Source organism: Variovorax sp. J22P240 (assembly GCF_030316855.1).
Classification (GTDB): Bacteria; Pseudomonadota; Gammaproteobacteria; order Burkholderiales; family Burkholderiaceae_C; genus Variovorax.
Genome location: NZ_JASZYR010000001.1, coordinates 849,282 through 867,813 on the forward strand (window position 1 = coordinate 849,282; position 18,532 = coordinate 867,813).

The following is an 18,532-nucleotide window of genomic DNA, read 5'->3' on the forward strand; positions in this document are numbered from 1 at the left end:
CGCAGAAGCTGAAGCCGTGTATACATCCAATCATGCAACTACCCTGGCTCGATCCCGGCGACCCGCTGCCCGACGCTGCCTCCGCATGGGGAGATTCGGACCCCGTGCCCGGTCTGCTGGCCGCCGGCGGCGGACTCGACGTCGCCAGTCTTCTGCAAGCCTACAGCAACTGCATTTTCCCGTGGTTCAGCGAAGGCCAGCCGATTCTCTGGTGGAGTCCGGATCCCCGGATGGTCCTCGACGTGAGCCGGTTCAGGCTGCATCGGTCGCTGCGCAAGACGCTGGCGCGATTCCGTTCCACCCAACGATGCGAGATCCGCATCGACCACGGATTCGAAGCGGTGATCTCCGCTTGCTCCCAGGCCCCTCGCATGGGCCAGACCGGCACCTGGATCCTTCCAGAGATGGTGCGCGCCTATACAGCCCTGCACCGCGCCGGCCATGCACACAGCGTCGAGACCTGGATCGACGGTGAACTTGCGGGAGGTCTCTATTGCGTATCGATTGGGCATGCCGTCTTCGGCGAGTCGATGTTCGCGCGCCGAGCGGATGCGTCCAAGATCGCGCTGGCGGCGCTCGTCTGCTTCTGCCGCCGACACGGCATCACCATGATCGATTGCCAACAGAACACCGCCCATCTCGCCAGCCTTGGTGCCCGGGAAATGCCACGGGAACGTCTGGTGTCGCACGTTGCCCACGCACGCCTGAAGACGAGCCCTGCATGGCGCTTCGACCTCGTATACTGGAACGAACTCCTGTCTGCGCGACTCTCTTCAACGACGTGACGCACCTCAAGGATCTCCCGCTCCACACGCTGCAGTTCTACGCGACAGCACCCTATCCGTGCAGCTACCTGCCGGACCGGCAGGCGCGCTCGCAGGTCGCCACGCCCAGTCACCTGATTCACAACGACGCCTACTCGGACCTCGTTCTGAGCGGGTTTCGACGCAGCGGCATGTTCACCTACCGGCCGTATTGCGACGGTTGCAGCGCCTGCGTCCCGCTGCGAGTGCTCGCGAACGACTTTCGGCCCAATCGCAGCCAGCGCCGCGCACTGGCGCGCCACTCCAACCTCCAGGCGCGGGTCTTGAAGCTCTGCTTCGTGCCCGAGCACTACCAGTTGTACCTGCGCTATCAGAATGGCAGGCACGCGGGCGGCGGCATGGACCATGACAGCATCGACCAATACACCCAGTTTCTGCTCCAGAGCCGGGTCAATTCCCGCCTCGTGGAGTTTCGCGAAACGCAGTCGGACGGCAGCGCCGGCGCCTTGAAGATGGTGTCCATCCTGGATGTGCTGAATGACGGTCTCTCGGCGGTCTACACCTTCTACGAACCCGAGGTCGGCGCGGGTTATGGGAATTTCAGCGTGCTGTGGCAGATCGAACAGGCCCGCAAGCTCCAGCTACCCCATGTCTACCTCGGCTACTGGATCGAGGGCAGCGCCAAGATGAACTACAAGGCCCGATACACGCCGCACGAGGTGCTGATCGATGGCCAATGGCAACCGCCAAGCCATTTCACCAAGTAAAATCGCGACCGGTCAAAACCGCGTTGCACATGAGAAAACCCCAATCCGACGTTCCCGCCACGCCTGTCATCCAGGTCATCGAGCGGATGTTTTCGCTGATCGACGTCCTCGCGTCGCGTGAGGAAGCGATTTCCCTCAAGGAGATCAGCGAGAAAACGGGGCTGCACCCGTCCACCACCCATCGCATCCTGAACGACCTCGCCGTAGGCCGTTTCGTCGATCGTCCCGAGGCGGGCAGCTACCGGCTTGGCATGCGCTTGCTGGAGCTGGGCAATCTGGTCAAGGGGCGGCTCAATGTGCGCGACGCCGCGATGACGCCGATGCGCGAGTTGCACAAGCTCACGCAGCAGCCCGTGAACCTCAGCATGCGGCAGGGTGACGAGATCGTCTATATCGAGCGGGCGTACAGCGAGCGCTCGGGCATGCAGGTGGTGCGCGCCATTGGCGGACGGGCGCCCTTGCATCTCACGTCGACAGGCAAACTGTTCCTCGCCGTGGACGAGCCCCAACGCGTGCGCAGCTACGCCACGCGAACCGGCCTGGCCGGCCACACGCGCAACAGCATCACGCAACTGCCGGCCTTGGAGCGCGAGCTCTCCAAGGCACGCCAGTACGGCATCGCGCGCGACAACGAGGAACTCGAACTCGGCGTGCGTTGCATGGCAGCCGGGATCTACGACGACCAGGGCAAGCTCGTTGCCGGCCTGTCGATCTCTGCGCCGGCAGACCGCCTGGACGACGGGTGGCTGCCCAAGCTGCAAGCCACCGCCAATGAGATCTCGAGCGCCTTGGGCTACAAAGCAAGCACGCCAACGGCAGCCTGATTGGCCAACCGGCCCTCGTCGGGCGAGGGATGTGAGACGGAGAAGCTGGCTTCCTCAGCCAGCGATATGCGCCGCGACGCTCTGCTGCGCAGCCGGGCTCAGCATGTGATTGGCTTCGACCCAGCGACGCACGCGCTCCGCGTCGCCGATGCGGCTGAGCTTGCCGGCCGAATCGAGAAACACCATGATCAGCTTGCGCCCGGCGATCTTCGCTTGCATCACCAAACACTGACCTGCCTCCGAGATGTAGCCGGTCTTCTGAACGCCGATGTCCCAGTCAGGACTCTTGACGAGTCGGTTCGTCGTGTTGAACTGCAGAACGCGGTTGCCGACTTCGACTTGGTATTCAGGTGACGTGGAAAGCTGGCGCACGGTGGCATCGGCGTAAGCGGCATTCACCAGCAAGGCGAGATCCTGAGCGCTGGACTGATTGCGACTCGACAGGCCCGTCGGCTCTACATAGCGGGTGTCCTTCATGCCGAGCATCCTGGCCTTGGCATTCATGACGCTCACGAACGTGGCCAAGCCACCCGGATAGGTGCGTCCCAGTGCATGTGCAGCACGGTTCTCGCTGGACATGAGCGCCAGGTGCAGCAATTCGCCGCGCGGCAAGGTCGAGCCCACGGTCAGCCGCGAGCGACTCCCCTTCTCGGTATCGACGTCGTCCTGCGTGATGGTGATCAGTTCGTCAGAGGGCAACTTTGCCTCGCTGATGAGCAGACCGGTCATGAGCTTGGTCAGGGAGGCGATCGGCAGAACGGCATGATCGTTCTTGCTGAAGAGCACCTCATGGGTGTCCTGGTCGATCACGAGGGCCACGCTGGACTTCAGATCCAGGGCATCTTCGGTGCCATGCAGCCCGGCCAACTGGCCGAAGGACTGGCGGGCGGGCATTTCTGCAACACGGACGACCGATCGGCGTTGCACGGCAACCACGGTCTTGCCGTTCTTCTGGCGGATCGAAGCCACCACATTGCGACCACCGCGAACGACCCGTTCACTTTTGTCCGCCGAAGCAACACTGCGAGATGGAACGGCTGCCGTCTTCCGCTTGCCGTCGGCGCTGACCGCTGCCTTCTTGGCAGGCTCTTTCTTCGCCGCGAAGGCCGAGGGCAACAAAAACGCCGTGGCGCAGAGCGCGACGGCGATGAGACGAAATGCGGGAAGAAACCGCTGGCTGGAAACTCGATTGAAACGGGCTTCAGGCATTAAGAATTCTCCAGCGGCGACGTAAGGGAAGCCGCAAGTTTATCGAAATCGAAAAAGACACGCAATATCAGTTAGTTGCATCCTTTTCTTCAATCGAAAGCAAGGATCCCGCGAAACCTAACCTTGTGCCGCCACTCTCTCAGCTTGGCTCTGTAACTTGTTGAGGGCACTCAAATAAGCCTTGGCTGATGCGACGACGATGTCGGGGTCTGCACCCACGCCGTTGACGACCCGCCCGGCGTTCTGTAACCGCACAGTGACTTCTCCCTGGCTCTCGGTCGAACCGCTGATCGCATTGACCGAATAGAGCACCATCTCGGCGCCGCTCTTGACATGAGCCTCGATCGCCTTCAGTGAGGCGTCTACTGGCCCATTCCCATCCGACTCCCCGGTGACCTCCTTGCCATGCACTGTAAACACGACGCGGGCCTGAGGCCGCTCACCTGTTTCACTATGTTGCGACAAGGATACAAATCCAAACTGCTCTCCAACGTGCGAGAGCTCCTCATCGCTGACCAAAGCGAGGATATCTTCGTCAAATATTTCACTTTTTCGATCCGCGAGTTCCTTGAAGCGGGCGAACGCGGCGTTGATGTCGGCCTCGCTCTCCATCGTCACGCCCAAGTCCTGCAGGCGCTGCTTGAAGGCATTCCGGCCGCTGAGCTTCCCCAGCACGATCTTGTTGGCGGTCCAGCCGACGTCCTCGGCGCGCATGATTTCGTAAGTGTCCCGCGCCTTGAGCACTCCATCCTGGTGGATGCCCGATGCGTGCGCGAAGGCGTTGGCCCCGACCACGGCCTTGTTCGGCTGAACCACGAAGCCCGTGGTCTGGCTGACCATGCGGCTGGCGGCAACGATGTGTCGGGTGTCGATGCCGAGTTCGAGGCCGAAGTAGTCCTTGCGGGTCTTCACGGCCATGACGATTTCCTCGAGCGAGCAATTGCCAGCGCGCTCGCCGAGACCATTGATGGTGCACTCGACCTGCCGCGCTCCGCCGATCTTTACGCCGGCCAGCGAGTTGGCCACCGCCATGCCGAGGTCGTTGTGGCAATGCACGGACCAGACCGCCTTGTCGCTGTTCGGGATGCGCTCGCGCAGCGACTTGATGAAGTTGCCGTAGAGCTCGGGAATGGCGTAGCCGACGGTGTCCGGCACGTTGATCGTGGTGGCACCCTCGTTGATGACTGCTTCGAGCACCCGGCACAGATAGTCGGGATCGCTGCGGTAGCCGTCCTCCGGGCTGAACTCGACGTCGGCGACCAGGTTGCGCGCAAAGCGCACGGCCAGCTTGGCCTGCTCGAACACCTCGTCGGGTGTCATCCGCAGCTTCTTTTCCATGTGCAGCGGGGACGTCGCGATGAAGGTGTGGATGCGCCCATTGGCCGCACCCTTGAGCGCCTCGGCAGCGCGCGAAATGTCTCTGTCGTTGGCACGTGACAGGCCGCAAATCGTCGCGTCCTTGATCGCCTTGGCGATGGCCGACACGGCGTCGAAGTCACCGTTCGAGCTTGCCGGGAAACCGGCTTCGATCACGTCCACCCGCAGGCGCTCCAACTGGCGGGCGATGCGCAGCTTCTCGTCCTTGGTCATGGAGGCGCCAGGCGACTGTTCGCCGTCGCGCAAGGTCGTGTCGAAAATGATCAGTTTGTCAGCCATCGTGGATCTCCTTGGATTCTGTTTGCCCCGCTCATGCGGGGCAATGCGGACGTCAGCGCGTCACGCCGGTTCAGCCACTGATTGTGCGCTGCGCGCGCCTTGCGCCCGTGCCCGAGTCAGCCCGGAAACAATGGCCTTGAGCGACGCCGAAATGATGTTCGCATCCATGCCGACGCCGAACAAGGTAGTCGCGTCGTCGACGCGCAGCTCGAGGTATGCAACAGCTTGCGCATCCGCACCGGCACCGATCGCGTGCTGGTGGTAGTCGATCACGCGGATCGAATGCCCCGTCGCACCGGCCAACGCGTGAATGAAGGCGTCGATCGGCCCGTTGCCCCGGCCTTCGATGGCGCGAATTTCACCCTCCCAAGGCAGGTCGGCACGCAGCACCACCGAGGCGTCAGCGCCCTCCCCCTGCTCTTCCAGCACACGGTGCTGCGGACCGGTTTGATCGTGAACGCGGTACTCGCGCTCGAACAGCGCCCACAGGTCGGCCGCGGTGAGTTCCTTGCCCGCGACGTCCATGACGCGCTGCACGGTCTGGCTGAACTCCATCTGCAGGCGGCGCGGCAATTCGAGCCCGTATTCGCTCTCGAGCAGATACGCAATGCCGCCCTTGCCGGACTGGCTGTTGACACGGATCACGGCCTCGTAGCTGCGGCCGACGTCCTTCGGATCGATCGGCAAGTACGGCATGTCCCAGACGTCGCCTTCCTTGCGGGCGCCGAAGGCTTTCTTGATTGCGTCCTGGTGCGATCCGGAGAACGACGTGTAGACCAAGTCGCCGACGTACGGATGGCGCGGGTGCACCGGCAACTGGTTGCAATGCTCCACCGTGGCGCGGATCTCGTCGATGTTCGAGAAGTCGAGGTCCGGCGATACGCCCTGGGTGTACAGATTGAGAGCGACGTTCACGAGGTCGAGGTTGCCGGTACGTTCACCGTTTCCGAACAGGCAGCCTTCGATGCGATCGGCGCCCGCCATCAATGCGAATTCGCCTGCCGCAGTGCCTGTGCCGCGATCGTTGTGGGGATGCACGGACAAGACGATCGCATCGCGGCGCGCCAGGTTGCGATGCATCCACTCGATCATGTCGGCAAAGATGTTGGGCGTCGAATGCTCAACGGTCGAAGGCAGGTTGACGATGCACTTGTTCTCCGGCGTCGGAGCCCAAACCTCCGTCACGGCATCCACCACCCGTTTCGAGAACGCGAGATCGGTGCCCGAGAACATCTCCGGCGAGTACTGGAAGATCCAACGCGTGTTCGACTGCTTCGCGGCGAGTTCGTTGAACATGCGTGCGTGTGTGGTCGCAAGGTCGACAATCTGGTCCTCGTCCATGCCGAGCACCACGCGCCGCATGATGGGTGCCACAGCGTTGTACAGATGCACGATGGCGCGCGGAGCGCCTTGCAGGGACTCGAAGGTACGTTCAATCAGGTGGTCGCGTGCCTGGGTGAGCACCTGGATCGTCACGTCATCCGGGATGCGGTCTTCCTCGATCAGCTTGCGCACGAAGTCGAACTCGACCTGCGAGGCGGAAGGAAAGCCCACCTCGATTTCCTTGAAGCCGATCGCCACGAGCGTTTCGAACATCCGCATCTTGCGGGCGATGTCCATCGGCTCGACCAGTGCCTGGTTACCGTCGCGCAGGTCGGTCGACAGCCAGATCGGAGCCTGGGTCAGCACGGCATCGGGCCAGGTTCGGTCCTTGAGGCCGATCGGTGCGAAGGGACGGTACTTGAGGTTGGGTTGCTTCAACATCTGATTTTTCTCGCTGTGGTTGGATCAACCAGCAACCCCAAAACAAAACGGCCCGTTGCTGGTGCGAACGGGCCGTGGTGAAGGATTTGCGCGCGCGCTACCGACTCCGCCCGTAGGGGATCAGTAGTAGGGCCAGCGAAATCTTGTTCATGGAAGGGCTGAAATGTATCACAGCCTAGTTCAGTTGTGCAGGCCGCGTTCGTCCGGTTCGTCGGTCGAGATGCTGATGACGCTCACCTGCTGCCCCTTGGCTTTGCGCCAGGCGTAGACCACATAGCCGCTGAGCCCGTAGGCCACGAACATGCCGAACAGCACCGTCGGCGGGTGGATGTTGACCACCGCAATGCCGAGCGCGATCAACACAATCGCCGCGAAGGGCACGCTGCGCTTCATCTGTATGTCCTTGAAGCTGTAGAACGGTGCATTAGTCACCATCGATAGGCCCGCATACAGCGTGAAGCCGAAGGTGATCCAGGTGATCTGCTGCCACGAGAGATACAGCACTTCGCCGCCGCGCCGACCCCACTCGGTCATGAGCCAGATAAAGCCTGCGACGAGCGCTGCCGCGGCCGGCGACGGCAAGCCCTGGAACCAGCGCTTGTCGACCACACCCGTGTTGACGTTGAAGCGTGCAAGGCGCAAGGCGGCGCAAGCGCAGTAGACGAAAGCTGCGATCCAGCCCCAGCGCCCCAGTCCCTTCAGGGACCATTCGTAGGCAATGAGTGCAGGCGCGGCACCGAACGACACCATGTCCGACAACGAGTCCATCTGCTCGCCGAAGGCACTCTGCGTGTTCGTCATGCGCGCAACGCGACCGTCGAGGCTGTCGAGGATCATCGCTGCAAACACGCCGAGGGCGGCGAGGTCGAAGCGCGCGTTCATCGCCATCACGATCGCGTAGAAGCCACCGAACAACGCCGCGAGCGTGAACAGGTTCGGCAGAATGTAAATGCCCTTGCGGCGCTTGCGGGGCGCGACGTCGTCGGGCACGGTGTCGTCATGCATGCGATCGACCTCCGGCGCCCGTCTTCGCGGCGCATTGGGCTGTCTGATTCATGGCAAATGAGGGTATCGAACGCATCGGTCGCAGTGTAGTTCAGGCGCTCTCGCGCCCAGAAAGAAAAGGGCCACCGCAACGGGTGGCCCTTGTCATGGCGGACAAGTCCGATCAGTTGCGGGTCTGGTCGACCAGCTTGTTCTTCTTGATCCAGGGCATCATCGCGCGCAGCTTCTCGCCCACCACTTCGATCTGGTGCTCGGCGTTCAGGCGACGGCGGCTGATCAACGTGGGCGCACCGCCCGCGTTTTCCAGCACGAAGCTCTTGGCGTATTCGCCGGTCTGGATGTCCTTCAGGACTTGCTTCATGACCTTCTTGGTTTCATCCGTCACGATGCGTGGGCCGGTCACGTACTCGCCGTACTCGGCGTTGTTCGAGATCGAGTAGTTCATGTTGGCGATACCGCCTTCATAGATCAGGTCGACGATCAGCTTCAGTTCGTGCAGGCATTCGAAGTACGCCATCTCGGGGGCGTAGCCAGCTTCCACCAGCGTCTCGAAGCCAGCCTTGATCAGCTCGACGGTACCGCCGCACAGCACGGCTTGTTCGCCGAACAGGTCGGTTTCGGTTTCTTCGCGGAAGTTGGTCTCGATGATGCCGGCCTTGCCGCCGCCGTTGGCCGTGGCGTACGACAGCGCCAGGTCGCGCGCCTTGCCGCTCTTGTCGGCATGCACGGCGATCAGGTGCGGCACGCCGCCACCCTGCGTGTAGGTGTTTCGCACCGTGTGGCCCGGCGCCTTGGGAGCGACCATCCACACGTCGAGGTCGGCGCGCGGCTGTACGAAACCGTAGTGCACGTTGAAGCCGTGTGCGAAGACGAGCGAAGCGCCTTCCTTGATGTTTGGCGCCACGTCATTCTTGTAGACGCTGGCGATCTGCTCGTCGGGCAGCAGGATCATGACGACATCGGCCGCCTTCACGGCGTCAGCCACTTCTGCCACCTTGAGTCCGGCCTTCTCGACCTTGGGCCAGGAAGCACCACCCTTGCGCAGGCCGACGACAACCTTCACGCCGCTGTCGTTCAGGTTTTGCGCGTGTGCATGGCCCTGGCTGCCGTAGCCGATGATTGCAACGGTCTTGCCCTTGATCAGGCTCAGATCGGCGTCCTTGTCGTAATAGACCTTCATGATTTCTCCTTCGTTGATTCGGTGGATGTGGACAGTGGATTCAAACGCGCAGGATGCGCTCGCCGCGGCCGATGCCGCTGGCGCCGGTACGGACGGTCTCGAGGATCGCGCCGCGATCGATGGCTTCGAGAAACGCGTCGTTCTTGCCGTGGTCGCCAGTGAGCTCGATGGTGTAGCTCTTGTCGGTCACGTCGATGATGCGGCCGCGGAAGATCTCGGCCATGCGCATCATTTCCTCGCGCTCCTTGCCGACTGCGCGCACCTTCACCATCATGAGCTCGCGCTCGGTGTAGGCGCCTTCGGTCAGGTCGACGACCTTGACGACCTCGATCAGGCGGTTCAGATGCTTGGTGATCTGCTCGATCACGTCGTCGGAACCCGCCGTGACGATGGTCATGCGCGACAGGCTCGCATCCTCGGTGGGAGCGACGGTCAGCGATTCGATGTTGTATCCGCGGGCCGAGAACAGGCCCACGACGCGGGAAAGTGCACCGGGCTCGTTCTCGAGCAGCACGGCAATGATGTGTTTCATGGCAAGCATGACTCCTCTTTTCGCCGCCCTCCCCCGCGCACGGTAATGCGCGGGCTTGGCGGGCAATAGATTCGTCAGAAGTAGGTTGAACAAGGCGCCGGTCCGCTGAACGGTCCGGCTATTCGTCTGATCAAAGGTCCTCGGAACCAAGCAGCATTTCGGTGATGCCCATGCCGGCCTTGACCATCGGGAACACGTTTTCGGTAGGGTCGGTACGGAAATCCATGAACACCGTGCGGTCCTTGAGCTTGCGCGCCTCGCGCAGCGCCGGCTCCACGTCCTGCGGGCGCTCGATCAGCATGCCGACATGGCCATAGGCCTCGGCGAGCTTCACGAAGTTGGGCAGCGCGTCCATGTAGCTGTGGCTGTAGCGGCCCGAATACTCGATCTCCTGCCACTGCCGGACCATGCCGAGATAGCGGTTGTTCAGCGAGCAGATCTTGATCGGCGTGTTGTACTGCAGGCAGGTCGACAACTCCTGGATGCACATTTGCACAGAACCTTCACCCGTGATGCAGAACACCTCCGACTCGGGCTTCGCGAGCTTGATACCCATCGCATAGGGGATGCCGACGCCCATGGTGCCCAGGCCGCCCGAATTGATCCAGCGACGCGGCTCGTCGAAGCGGTAGTACTGCGCGGCCCACATCTGGTGTTGGCCGACGTCCGACGTGATGTAGGTATCGGTGTCCTTGGTCATGTTCCAGAGGGTTTCGACCACGTACTGCGGCTTGATCACGTCCTTGTTGCCGCGGTCGTACTTGAGGCAATCCTTGCTGCGCCAGCCTTCAATGGTGTCCCACCAACTGGAAAGCGCGCCCGCGTCGGGACGCGTGGTGCTTTCCCTGATCATCGAGATCAGTTCGGTCAGCACGTCCTTCACGTCGCCCACGATCGGGATGTCGACCTTCACACGCTTGGAGATGCTGGACGGGTCGATGTCGACGTGAATGATCTTGCGTTCGTTCTGCGCGAAGTGCTTGGGATTGCCGATCACGCGGTCATCGAATCGCGCGCCCACCGCCAACAGCACGTCGCAGTTCTGCATGGCGTTGTTGGCCTCGATGGTGCCGTGCATGCCGAGCATGCCGAGGAACTTGCGGTCGCTCGCCGGGTAGGCGCCCAACCCCATCAGAGTGTTGGTGACCGGGTAGCCCAACATGTCGACCAAGGTGCGCAGCTCATTCGTGGCGTTGCCGAGCAGCACGCCGCCGCCGGTATAGATGTAGGGACGCTTGGCTGTCAGCAGGAGCTGAAGCGCCTTGCGGATCTGACCCCCGTGTCCCTTGCGCACCGGGTTGTACGAGCGCATCTCGACTTTCTCGGGATAACCGCTGTACGTGACCTTCTTGAACGAGACGTCTTTCGGCACATCCACGACCACCGGGCCCGGACGGCCGCTGCGTGCGATGTGGAAGGCCTTCTTCATCGTCATGGCCAGATCCTTCGGATCCTTGACGAGGAAGTTGTGCTTGACGATCGGACGCGTGATGCCGACCGTGTCGCATTCCTGGAAGGCGTCGAGCCCGATCGCCGCCGTCGGCACCTGACCCGAGATGATCACCATCGGGATGCTGTCCATGTACGCGGTCGCGATGCCGGTCACCGCATTGGTCAGGCCGGGGCCGGAAGTGACCAGCGCCACGCCAACCTCGCCGGTGGCGCGCGCATAGCCGTCGGCAGCATGCACGGCGGCTTGCTCGTGACGTACCAGCACGTGCTGGATGGTGTCCTGCTTGTAGAACGCGTCGTAGATGTAGAGAACCGCGCCGCCCGGGTAGCCCCAGACGTACTGGACGCCTTCGGCCTGCAGTGCCTTGACCAGCACTTCGGCACCCATGAGTTCTTGCGTTTGACTGCCAGTGACGGCTGCTGCGGAAGCGAGTTCCGCCTTTGAGATTTCCATGATCAACCTTTTGCGATTTTCGGGAACGAAAAACCTTGGGTGCCCCTTCGCCAGCTCTTTTGAAGCCGCGTCAGGACTTGAGGCCACAACCATGGGCGGATTTGTCATACCACCGGACCGTGACCCGTTTGCCTTTTGACTTGCAAGGCGGATTATGACACTGGATCGAGGTTCGCCAACCCGCCAAGGGCCGATGCATGCACAAAGGCATAATCCGCGGCGGCGAAAACTCCAACGTCCCTGAGAGACATATCCCCCACGCGGCGCCTCCCCGGCGCCAGACTCGCTTGGCCACTGAACAAGAACTTTCCGACTTCCTGAAGAGCGTTGAACGGCGTGCTTTCAAGCGCTCCGTCTACCACGTGCGGGACGAAGAGGCGGCGCTCGACATCGTGCAGGACAGCATGATGAAACTCGCCGAGCACTATGGCGACAAGCCGGCCAGCGAATTGCCGCTCCTGTTCCAGCGGATTCTCTCGAATTCGACCCTCGATTGGTTCCGCCGCCAAAAAACTCGCAGGGCTCTCTTCTCGAACCTGAGCGACTTCGAGGCAGTGGACGATGACGGTGATTTCGACCTGCTCGAACACGTCCAGCTCCCCATGGACACGCGCGAAACCGAAAGCGCCGAGGACACCACGCGGCGCGCCCAAGTGTTCCACGAGATCGAGGAACAAATCGCCGCCTTGCCGGGTCGTCAACGCGAGGCCTTTCTGATGCGTTACTGGGAAGAAATGGACGTCGCCGAAACGGCCGCCGCAATGGGTTGCTCCGAGGGGAGCGTCAAGACCCATTGCTCGCGCGCCGTTCATGCCTTGAGCAAAGCGCTCAAGGCCAAGGGAATTTCGCTATGAATAGAACGCTTTCTGCCCCCTCCGATGCGCTCGAAGAGCAATTCGGCCGCCGTGTCGCCAGCCGCCTCTCAGCCGGCAACCTCGAGTTGTCGCACGAGGTCAGCGAGCGCCTGCGGGCTGCCCGGGTGCAGGCCGTGGCGCGTCGCAAGGCGGTTCCGCAGCTTCGCATTGCCCCCGCAGTGGTGTCGAACGGCCGCACGGCGACGCTGGGTGGTGCCGGCTGGTGGTGGACGCGCATCGGCTCGGTCGTCCCGCTGATCGCCCTGGTGGCTGGGCTGATGGCCATCAGCGTGCTGCAGGAGGACAACCGCGCCAACGAGCTCGCCGAGGTCGACTCCGCGCTGCTGACAGACGATCTGCCGCCCGCGGCCTATACCGACCCGGGCTTTGCCCAGTTCCTGAAGACGGAAGCCACGTCCGAACGTTGATCGTCCGCTACCGAATGTCGCCACATCCCCTTCCTCGCGCCGAAGCGCTCGGCTTGGCTCGGTCGCGTCCCTGGACCACCGGCGCGTGGCTGGTCGCGGGCTTGCTGCTTGCGGATGCGGGTTTCCTTGCGGCGTCCGCGAGGGCGCAATCGGCCAAGCCCGGAACCTCCGTCGCGCAGGCGACGCAGGCGCCGGCCAAGCAGACAGTCGCCAAACCCCTGTGGCGCGACCTGACTACTCGCCAGCAACGAGCGCTCGAACCCCTCGCCCCGGTTTGGGACGATCTGACAGAACCGCACAAACGCAAATGGCTGGTGATTTCGCGCGACTACGCCAAGTTGCCAGAAGCGGACCAGGAGATCCTTCACAGCCGGATGACCGAGTGGGCGAGCCTGAGCAACCAGCAGCGCGCGCAGGCCCGGCTCAATTTCGCCGACGTCAAGCAGGTCCCGGTGGACGAGCGCAAGGCGAAGTGGGAGGCCTACCAAGCGCTGAGCGACGAAGAAAAGGGCAAGCTCGCAGCGCGCGCCACGACCTCGACGACGCCGGGCGCAGCGCCCACCGTCCGTCCTGTGCCGGCCCAAAAGCTGGCACCAATTCCCGCCATCGGCCCAGAGGGCCAGCACACGCCGCGGATTCAACTGACTCCTCCGGCTGCGACAGCCCCTTTGGCATCCACGCGACCACTCGTTCCGTCGCCAGCGCCGGCTCCCGCTTTTCCGCCAGTCAGCGCGGAGGCGCAGGTGCCTTCACCGCCCGCCTCCACGCCGACCGCCGAAGTGCCGGCCCCGGTCGCTCCACCCGTGCGCGTGACCGAGCAGCCGTCTTCCGCGCCGTGATCCTGGTTTCAAGGTGTCGATGACCCCAAGTTCCTCCAGCAGGCCTGCCTCCGAGCGCCCGGCTTCCGACGACGTCTCCCTCTCCGCCCCTGCACAGCTCACTACGCCCGGCCTATGGCGACGAATGGCATGCTGGCTGTACGAGGGCATGCTGCTTTTCGCGGTAGTGTTCGTCGCTGGCTGGCTGTTCAGCACCCTCGGCCAGATGCGCGACGCGATGGATTCACGGCGGCACCTGCTGCAGGGCTTCCTGTTCGTCGTCTTCGGCGTGTACTTCGTGTGGTTCTGGTCCAAGGGACAGACGTTGGCCATGAAGACTTGGGGCATCCGGGTGGTCGACCACTTCGGCCGCCCGCTCACGCAAGGCCGAGCTCTGGTGCGCTATCTGCTGAGTTGGGTCTGGTTCCTGCCGCCACTCGCTGCCATTTCGCCGTTCAAGCTGTCAGGCGCAGAAGCCTTGTTACTGGTCGTCGGGTGGGTTGTGGTATGGGCCCTCCTCGCGCGGTTTCAGCCGGAACGCCAGTTCTGGCATGACGCCTGGGCGGGCACACGCCTGATCGCCTCCAAGCCGCTCAGCAGGCGATGAGCGACGCCAATCCCGTCAACCCGCAGAAGTCGCGGCGCGGCTTGGCCCGTGTCTGGCATGCGACGCTCATTTCGGTCGATGGCTTTCGCGCGGGCTGGCGCGAAGCCGCTTTCCGGCAGGAGGTGGTCTGTGCCATCGTCATGCTGCCTTCGGCCTTCTGGATCGGTCGGAGCTGGGTCGAAGTCGCGATCCTCGTGTCGACCGTGGTCCTGGTGCTGATCGTCGAACTGCTCAACAGCGCCATCGAAGCCGCCATCGACCGCATCGGCCCGGAGTGGCATTCGTTCTCCAAGACCGCCAAGGACCTAGGCAGCGCCGCCGTGCTGCTTTCCCTCGTGCTTTGCAGCGGCATCTGGATCGCGGCGCTATGGCAACGCTTCGCCACGTAGACGACGTCCGGGCGCGGCATGATTGGGGCATGACTCCCTCATTCTCAATTTGTGTGTATTGCGGCTCCCGGCCCGGTGAGCGGCCTGAATTCACGGAAGTGGCCCAGGCCGTCGGCAGTTGGATCGGCGAACGCGGCGGCCAGTTGGTCTATGGCGGTGGCCGCACCGGCTTGATGGGCACCGTCGCCCAGGCCACTCGCGCGGCAGGCGGGCGCGTCGTCGGCATCATCCCCAAGGCCCTGGTCGACAAGGAACTCGCCAACCGCCAAAGCGACGAACTTCATGTCGTCGACACCATGCATGAGCGCAAGGCCATGATGGGCGAGCGCGCCGACGCCTTCATCGCCCTGCCCGGCGGCATCGGCACGCTCGAAGAACTGTTCGAAATCTGGACCTGGCGTCAGCTTGGCTATCACGACAAGCCGGTAGGCATCCTGAACGTCGACGGCTACTACGACGCCCTCCTGGCCTTCCTGTCGCACAGCGTGCGCGAAGGCTTCATGGGCGAATGGCAAATGGACCTGGTCCGCACAGGCAACGACGCCACCGCCCTCCTCGAAGCCCTCGTCGAAGAGTCCCGCCGCCACCCCCGCGGCGACAAACTGGCAGAAGTCCTTTAGCAGGACCAAAAAATAGCGCAGCGCCCCTCTTCAGCGGCGGGGCCGCCGCGCCCGGCCGCCCGAAGCGGCCGGCCCGCCCCCGGGCAGGGGGTAGGCGCAGCGACACGCAGCGCGCAGCCTGGGGGCGAGCCTATACAGCCGCTTCGTCCTCTTCACCCGTACGGATGCGTACGACGCGCTCCACATTGGTTACGAAGATCTTGCCGTCGCCGATCTTGCCGGTGCGCGCCGCGCTGACGATGGCATCGACGCAGCGGTCGACGTCCGCCTCGTTGACGACAACTTCCACCTTCATCTTCGGCAGGAAATCGACCACATACTCGGCGCCCCGGTAGAGCTCGGTGTGCCCCTTCTGCCGGCCGAAACCCTTGACCTCGGTCACGGTGAGTCCGGTGACGCCGACCTCAGCAAGGGCCTCGCGCACATCATCGAGCTTGAACGGTTTGAGGATGGCGGTGATTTGCTTCATACGGTCTTTCTTCCGGCGGTTTCGTTGAACATGCTGGTGATAGGGTAGCGCCAATCCTTGCCAAAGCTCCGGTGGGTGACCCGGATTCCCACCGGCGCCTGGCGTCTTTTGTACTCGTTGATCTTGATCAGTCGGGCCACGCGCTCGACGATGGCGCGCTCATAGCCCGCCGCGATGATCTCGTCGATTCCTTCGTCGTCTTCCATGTAGCGTGCCAGGATCCCGTCGAGGATCTCGTAGGGCGGAAGGCTGTCCTGATCGGTCTGGTCCGGGCGCAGTTCGGCGCTCGGAGGGCGCGTGATGATCCGCTCGGGGATCGGCTCCGAGCCGGTGCCGTACGGATCGTGGGCATTGCGCCAGCGCGCGAGCGCGAACACGGTCGTCTTCAGCAAGTCCTTGATGACTGCGAATCCGCCCGCCATGTCGCCGTACAGCGTGCAATAGCCGGTCGCCATCTCACTCTTGTTGCCAGTGGTCAGCACGATGGAGCCGAACTTGTTGGACAAGGCCATCAGCAGCGTGCCTCGAATACGCGCCTGGAGGTTTTCCTCGGCGGTGTCCTCGGGCAGGTCCTTGAAGTCGTCAGCGAGCGCACCCAGAAAGGACTCGAAGGTGTGCTTGATCGAGATTTCGTCGTAGCGCACGCCAAGCCGCCGGGCCATCTCGCGTGCATCGATGCAGCTGATATCGGCCGTGTAGGGCGACGGCATCATCACCGCGCGCACCTTGTCCTTGCCCAGTGCGTCTACGGCGATCGCCAGCACCAGTGCGGAGTCGATGCCGCCCGACAGGCCCAGGATCGCGCCAGGGAAGCCGTTCTTTCCGATGTAGTCGCGAACGCCCAGAACCAAGGCATCCCAGAGTTGGGCTTCGGCTTCGCGCGGAGGTGCCACGGCAGCCTCGTCGTGCTGCACGAAGCGGACGCGGCCGTTGGTACGCTCCATCTGGGCGAAGACCAGCTTCTCCTTGAAACTTTCCGCCTGCAGCGCAGTGCTGCCATCAGACTGGAGCGCAAACGAGGCACCGTCGAACACGACTTCGTCCTGCCCCCCCACCAGGTGCGCATAGACCAGCGGCAGGCCCACTGCCTTGGCGCGGTCCGCCATGCGCATCACTCGCTCGCCTTCCTTGCCGACGTGGAACGGCGACGCATTGATGACCGCCAGCACTTCGGCGCCGGCGTCCTTCGCGAGCTGCGCCGGTTCGTCGAACCAGGCGTCCTCGCAGATCAGCAAGCCGACAGACACCCCGCCCGCCTCGAACACGCAGACACTGTCGCCGGGCGTGAAATAGCGGCGTTCGTCGAAGACTTGGTAGTTCGGCAGCTCGCGCTTGGCATAGGTGCCGAGAATGCGGCCCTCGCTGAGTACGCTGGCGGCGTTGTGCCTCAATTGCACTGCGACCGATTTGCTGCGAAGGCTTCCGCCCGTGGGGTGGCCGACGACAACCACCATGCCGTCGAGATCCGCCAGCTCCGTCGCGACGGCCGTGACCGCATCGTCGCAGGCCGACACGAATGCTGGCCGAAGGAACATGTCCTCCGCCGCGTAGCCGCAGATCGAGAGTTCGGGCGTGAGCAGCACGCGGGCCCCTTGCGCATGGGCGGATCGCGCCGCGTCGACGACCTTCCGCGCATTGCCGGTGAGGTCACCCACCACGAAATTGAGCTGCGCGATCGCGAGTTTCAGTGTCATATCGAAGCAAGAAAAGGGCTGGTCGATTATGTCATCGGCCCTTTCGAGACACGCCGCGTAACCCGCCATGCACACGCCCTCGCGGGGGCTGTTACCCTCGCCGGGCGATGCGCACAGGTTCTTCTCTCGCCAGCTTCTTCGACTCATTCGTTCCGCGGCCCCAGAGCCAGGCCTACGTGCTGCTCGTGTTCACCACGCTGACCTGGGGCGCCAACGCGGTGGCCGCGCGCCTCGCGGTGGGCGAGGTCTCGCCGATGATGCTGACCTTCTCGCGCTGGATCCTCTGCTGCGTGGCCCTCGGTCTCACGTCACGCCAGGAGATCGCCTCTCACTGGCGCGCACTGCTGCCGTCGTGGCGCTCCATCACGCTCATGGGCGCGCTCGGCTTCACCGGCTTCAACGCCCTCTTCTACGCAGCGGCGCATCACACGACGGCGATCAACATCGCGATCATCCAGGGCACCATTCCGGTGCTCGTGCTGGTGGGCAGCTTTCTCTTCTTCGGCAGTCGAATCACCGGCCTGCAGATCGTGGGCGTGGTGCTGACGCTCGCCGGGATCGCGGTCGTTGCATCGCGCGGGCAACTCGCCATGCTGGCGCAACTGGGGTTCAACGTCGGCGATGTGTGGATGATCATCGCTTGCCTGCTGTACGCCGGCTACGCCCTCGGACTGCGCAGGAGGCCGGCCGTTCCGGCCATCGTCTTCTTTGCGGCCACAGCTGCGGTCGCTTGCATCGTTTCGCTGCCGCTGGTGGCAGCCGAGATTGCCATGGGACAGTTCTTCATGCCGACGGCCAAGGGCGTCGCACTGGTGCTCTTCATCGGCCTGTTGCCGTCGTTCATCTCGCAAGTCACATTCATCCACGCGGTGGGGCTGATCGGGCCCGCGCGGGCCGGCGTGTTCCTCAATCTGGTTCCGATCTTCGGGCCCGTGCTGGCTGTCCTGATCCTTGGCGAGCCGCTGTCGACCTACCACGCGGTAGCTTTGGCCCTCGTGCTGGGCGGGATCTACATCGCCGAAAGCCTCGGGGCCCGCAAGCGTTGA

At 63.3% G+C, this 18,532-nt stretch carries 19 protein-coding genes; 10 read left to right on the top strand and 9 right to left on the bottom strand.

The genetic code is table 11. From position 1 onward, the window contains the following. Positions 1 to 32: 32 nt before the first annotated feature. Genes aat through QTI24_RS04105 form a run of 3 tightly spaced genes read left to right on the top strand, consistent with a single transcriptional unit; the run spans position 33 to position 2,355 of the window. Positions 33 to 785 (top strand): leucyl/phenylalanyl-tRNA--protein transferase, encoded by a 753-nt coding sequence (gene aat, locus QTI24_RS04095; RefSeq protein ID WP_286598498.1) that lies wholly within the window; start codon positions 33 to 35, stop codon positions 783 to 785. Continuing rightward, positions 782 to 1,531 (top strand): arginyltransferase, encoded by a 750-nt coding sequence (locus tag QTI24_RS04100; protein ID WP_286599262.1) that lies wholly within the window; start codon positions 782 to 784, stop codon positions 1,529 to 1,531. The genes aat and QTI24_RS04100 overlap by 4 nt, the downstream gene beginning before the upstream one ends. A gap of 29 nt (positions 1,532 to 1,560) precedes the next feature. Beyond that, entirely contained in the window at positions 1,561 to 2,355 is a 795-nt protein-coding gene (locus QTI24_RS04105) for an IclR family transcriptional regulator (RefSeq protein ID WP_286598499.1), read from the top strand. Between the two features lie 54 nt (positions 2,356 to 2,409). Here the strand turns inward: QTI24_RS04105 and QTI24_RS04110 are convergent, their stop codons facing one another. The 7 genes from QTI24_RS04110 to QTI24_RS04140 form a co-directional block, all read right to left on the bottom strand. After that, a complete protein-coding gene (locus QTI24_RS04110) occupies positions 2,410 to 3,564 on the bottom strand; it encodes a serine hydrolase (RefSeq protein ID WP_286598500.1) in 1,155 nt (384 codons plus the stop codon). 117 nt (positions 3,565 to 3,681) lie between these two features. Further along, positions 3,682 to 5,220, bottom strand: coding sequence for a 2-isopropylmalate synthase (locus tag QTI24_RS04115; protein ID WP_286598501.1), 1,539 nt, complete (start codon positions 5,218 to 5,220; stop codon positions 3,682 to 3,684). Between the two features lie 60 nt (positions 5,221 to 5,280). Continuing rightward, positions 5,281 to 6,984, bottom strand: coding sequence for a 2-isopropylmalate synthase (gene leuA / locus QTI24_RS04120; protein ID WP_286598502.1), 1,704 nt, complete (start codon positions 6,982 to 6,984; stop codon positions 5,281 to 5,283). Between the two features lie 180 nt (positions 6,985 to 7,164). Then, entirely contained in the window at positions 7,165 to 7,989 is an 825-nt protein-coding gene (gene pssA, locus QTI24_RS04125; RefSeq protein ID WP_286598503.1) for a CDP-diacylglycerol--serine O-phosphatidyltransferase, read from the bottom strand. A 163-nt stretch (positions 7,990 to 8,152) separates the two neighbouring features. After that, positions 8,153 to 9,169, bottom strand: a complete 1,017-nt coding sequence (gene ilvC, locus QTI24_RS04130; RefSeq protein ID WP_286598504.1) for a ketol-acid reductoisomerase — start codon at positions 9,167 to 9,169, stop codon at positions 8,153 to 8,155. 40 nt (positions 9,170 to 9,209) lie between these two features. Then, positions 9,210 to 9,701: an acetolactate synthase small subunit gene (gene ilvN, locus QTI24_RS04135; RefSeq protein WP_068683703.1), complete on the bottom strand. Its 492-nt coding sequence runs from the start codon at positions 9,699 to 9,701 to the stop codon at positions 9,210 to 9,212. Between the two features lie 130 nt (positions 9,702 to 9,831). Further along, entirely contained in the window at positions 9,832 to 11,607 is a 1,776-nt protein-coding gene (locus QTI24_RS04140) for an acetolactate synthase 3 catalytic subunit (protein WP_286598505.1), read from the bottom strand. Positions 11,608 to 11,894: 287 nt separating this feature from the next. On the opposite strand from QTI24_RS04140, the gene QTI24_RS04145 reads away from it, so the two are divergent. From QTI24_RS04145 to QTI24_RS04170, 6 genes are read left to right on the top strand one after another with little or no spacing between them, the layout of a single operon-like run. Continuing rightward, positions 11,895 to 12,461 carry an RNA polymerase sigma factor gene (locus QTI24_RS04145; protein ID WP_286598506.1) on the top strand — a complete coding sequence of 189 codons (567 nt, stop codon included), beginning with the start codon at positions 11,895 to 11,897 and terminating at the stop codon, positions 12,459 to 12,461. Further along, positions 12,458 to 12,889, top strand: coding sequence for a DUF3619 family protein (locus tag QTI24_RS04150; protein ID WP_286598508.1), 432 nt, complete (start codon positions 12,458 to 12,460; stop codon positions 12,887 to 12,889). The genes QTI24_RS04145 and QTI24_RS04150 overlap by 4 nt, the downstream gene beginning before the upstream one ends. A gap of 53 nt (positions 12,890 to 12,942) precedes the next feature. Continuing rightward, on the top strand, positions 12,943 to 13,728 hold the full coding sequence (locus tag QTI24_RS04155; RefSeq protein ID WP_286598510.1) for a DUF3106 domain-containing protein: 786 nt from the start codon (positions 12,943 to 12,945) through the stop codon (positions 13,726 to 13,728). A 19-nt stretch (positions 13,729 to 13,747) separates the two neighbouring features. Further along, positions 13,748 to 14,314 (top strand): RDD family protein, encoded by a 567-nt coding sequence (locus QTI24_RS04160; protein ID WP_286598511.1) that lies wholly within the window; start codon positions 13,748 to 13,750, stop codon positions 14,312 to 14,314. Then, positions 14,311 to 14,703, top strand: coding sequence for a diacylglycerol kinase (locus QTI24_RS04165; RefSeq protein ID WP_286598513.1), 393 nt, complete (start codon positions 14,311 to 14,313; stop codon positions 14,701 to 14,703). The genes QTI24_RS04160 and QTI24_RS04165 overlap by 4 nt, the downstream gene beginning before the upstream one ends. A 29-nt stretch (positions 14,704 to 14,732) precedes the next feature. Continuing rightward, entirely contained in the window at positions 14,733 to 15,323 is a 591-nt protein-coding gene (locus tag QTI24_RS04170) for an LOG family protein (RefSeq protein ID WP_286599263.1), read from the top strand. A 130-nt stretch (positions 15,324 to 15,453) separates the two neighbouring features. Here the strand turns inward: QTI24_RS04170 and QTI24_RS04175 are convergent, their stop codons facing one another. Both QTI24_RS04175 and QTI24_RS04180 read right to left on the bottom strand, forming a co-directional pair. Beyond that, positions 15,454 to 15,792, bottom strand: a complete 339-nt coding sequence (locus QTI24_RS04175) for a P-II family nitrogen regulator (RefSeq protein ID WP_286565984.1) — start codon at positions 15,790 to 15,792, stop codon at positions 15,454 to 15,456. After that, positions 15,789 to 17,486 carry an NAD+ synthase gene (locus QTI24_RS04180; RefSeq protein ID WP_286598515.1) on the bottom strand — a complete coding sequence of 566 codons (1,698 nt, stop codon included), beginning with the start codon at positions 17,484 to 17,486 and terminating at the stop codon, positions 15,789 to 15,791. Before QTI24_RS04180 ends, QTI24_RS04175 begins: the two co-directional genes overlap by 4 nt. A 107-nt stretch (positions 17,487 to 17,593) precedes the next feature. On the opposite strand from QTI24_RS04180, the gene QTI24_RS04185 reads away from it, so the two are divergent. Then, entirely contained in the window at positions 17,594 to 18,532 is a 939-nt protein-coding gene (locus tag QTI24_RS04185; RefSeq protein WP_286598516.1) for a DMT family transporter, read from the top strand.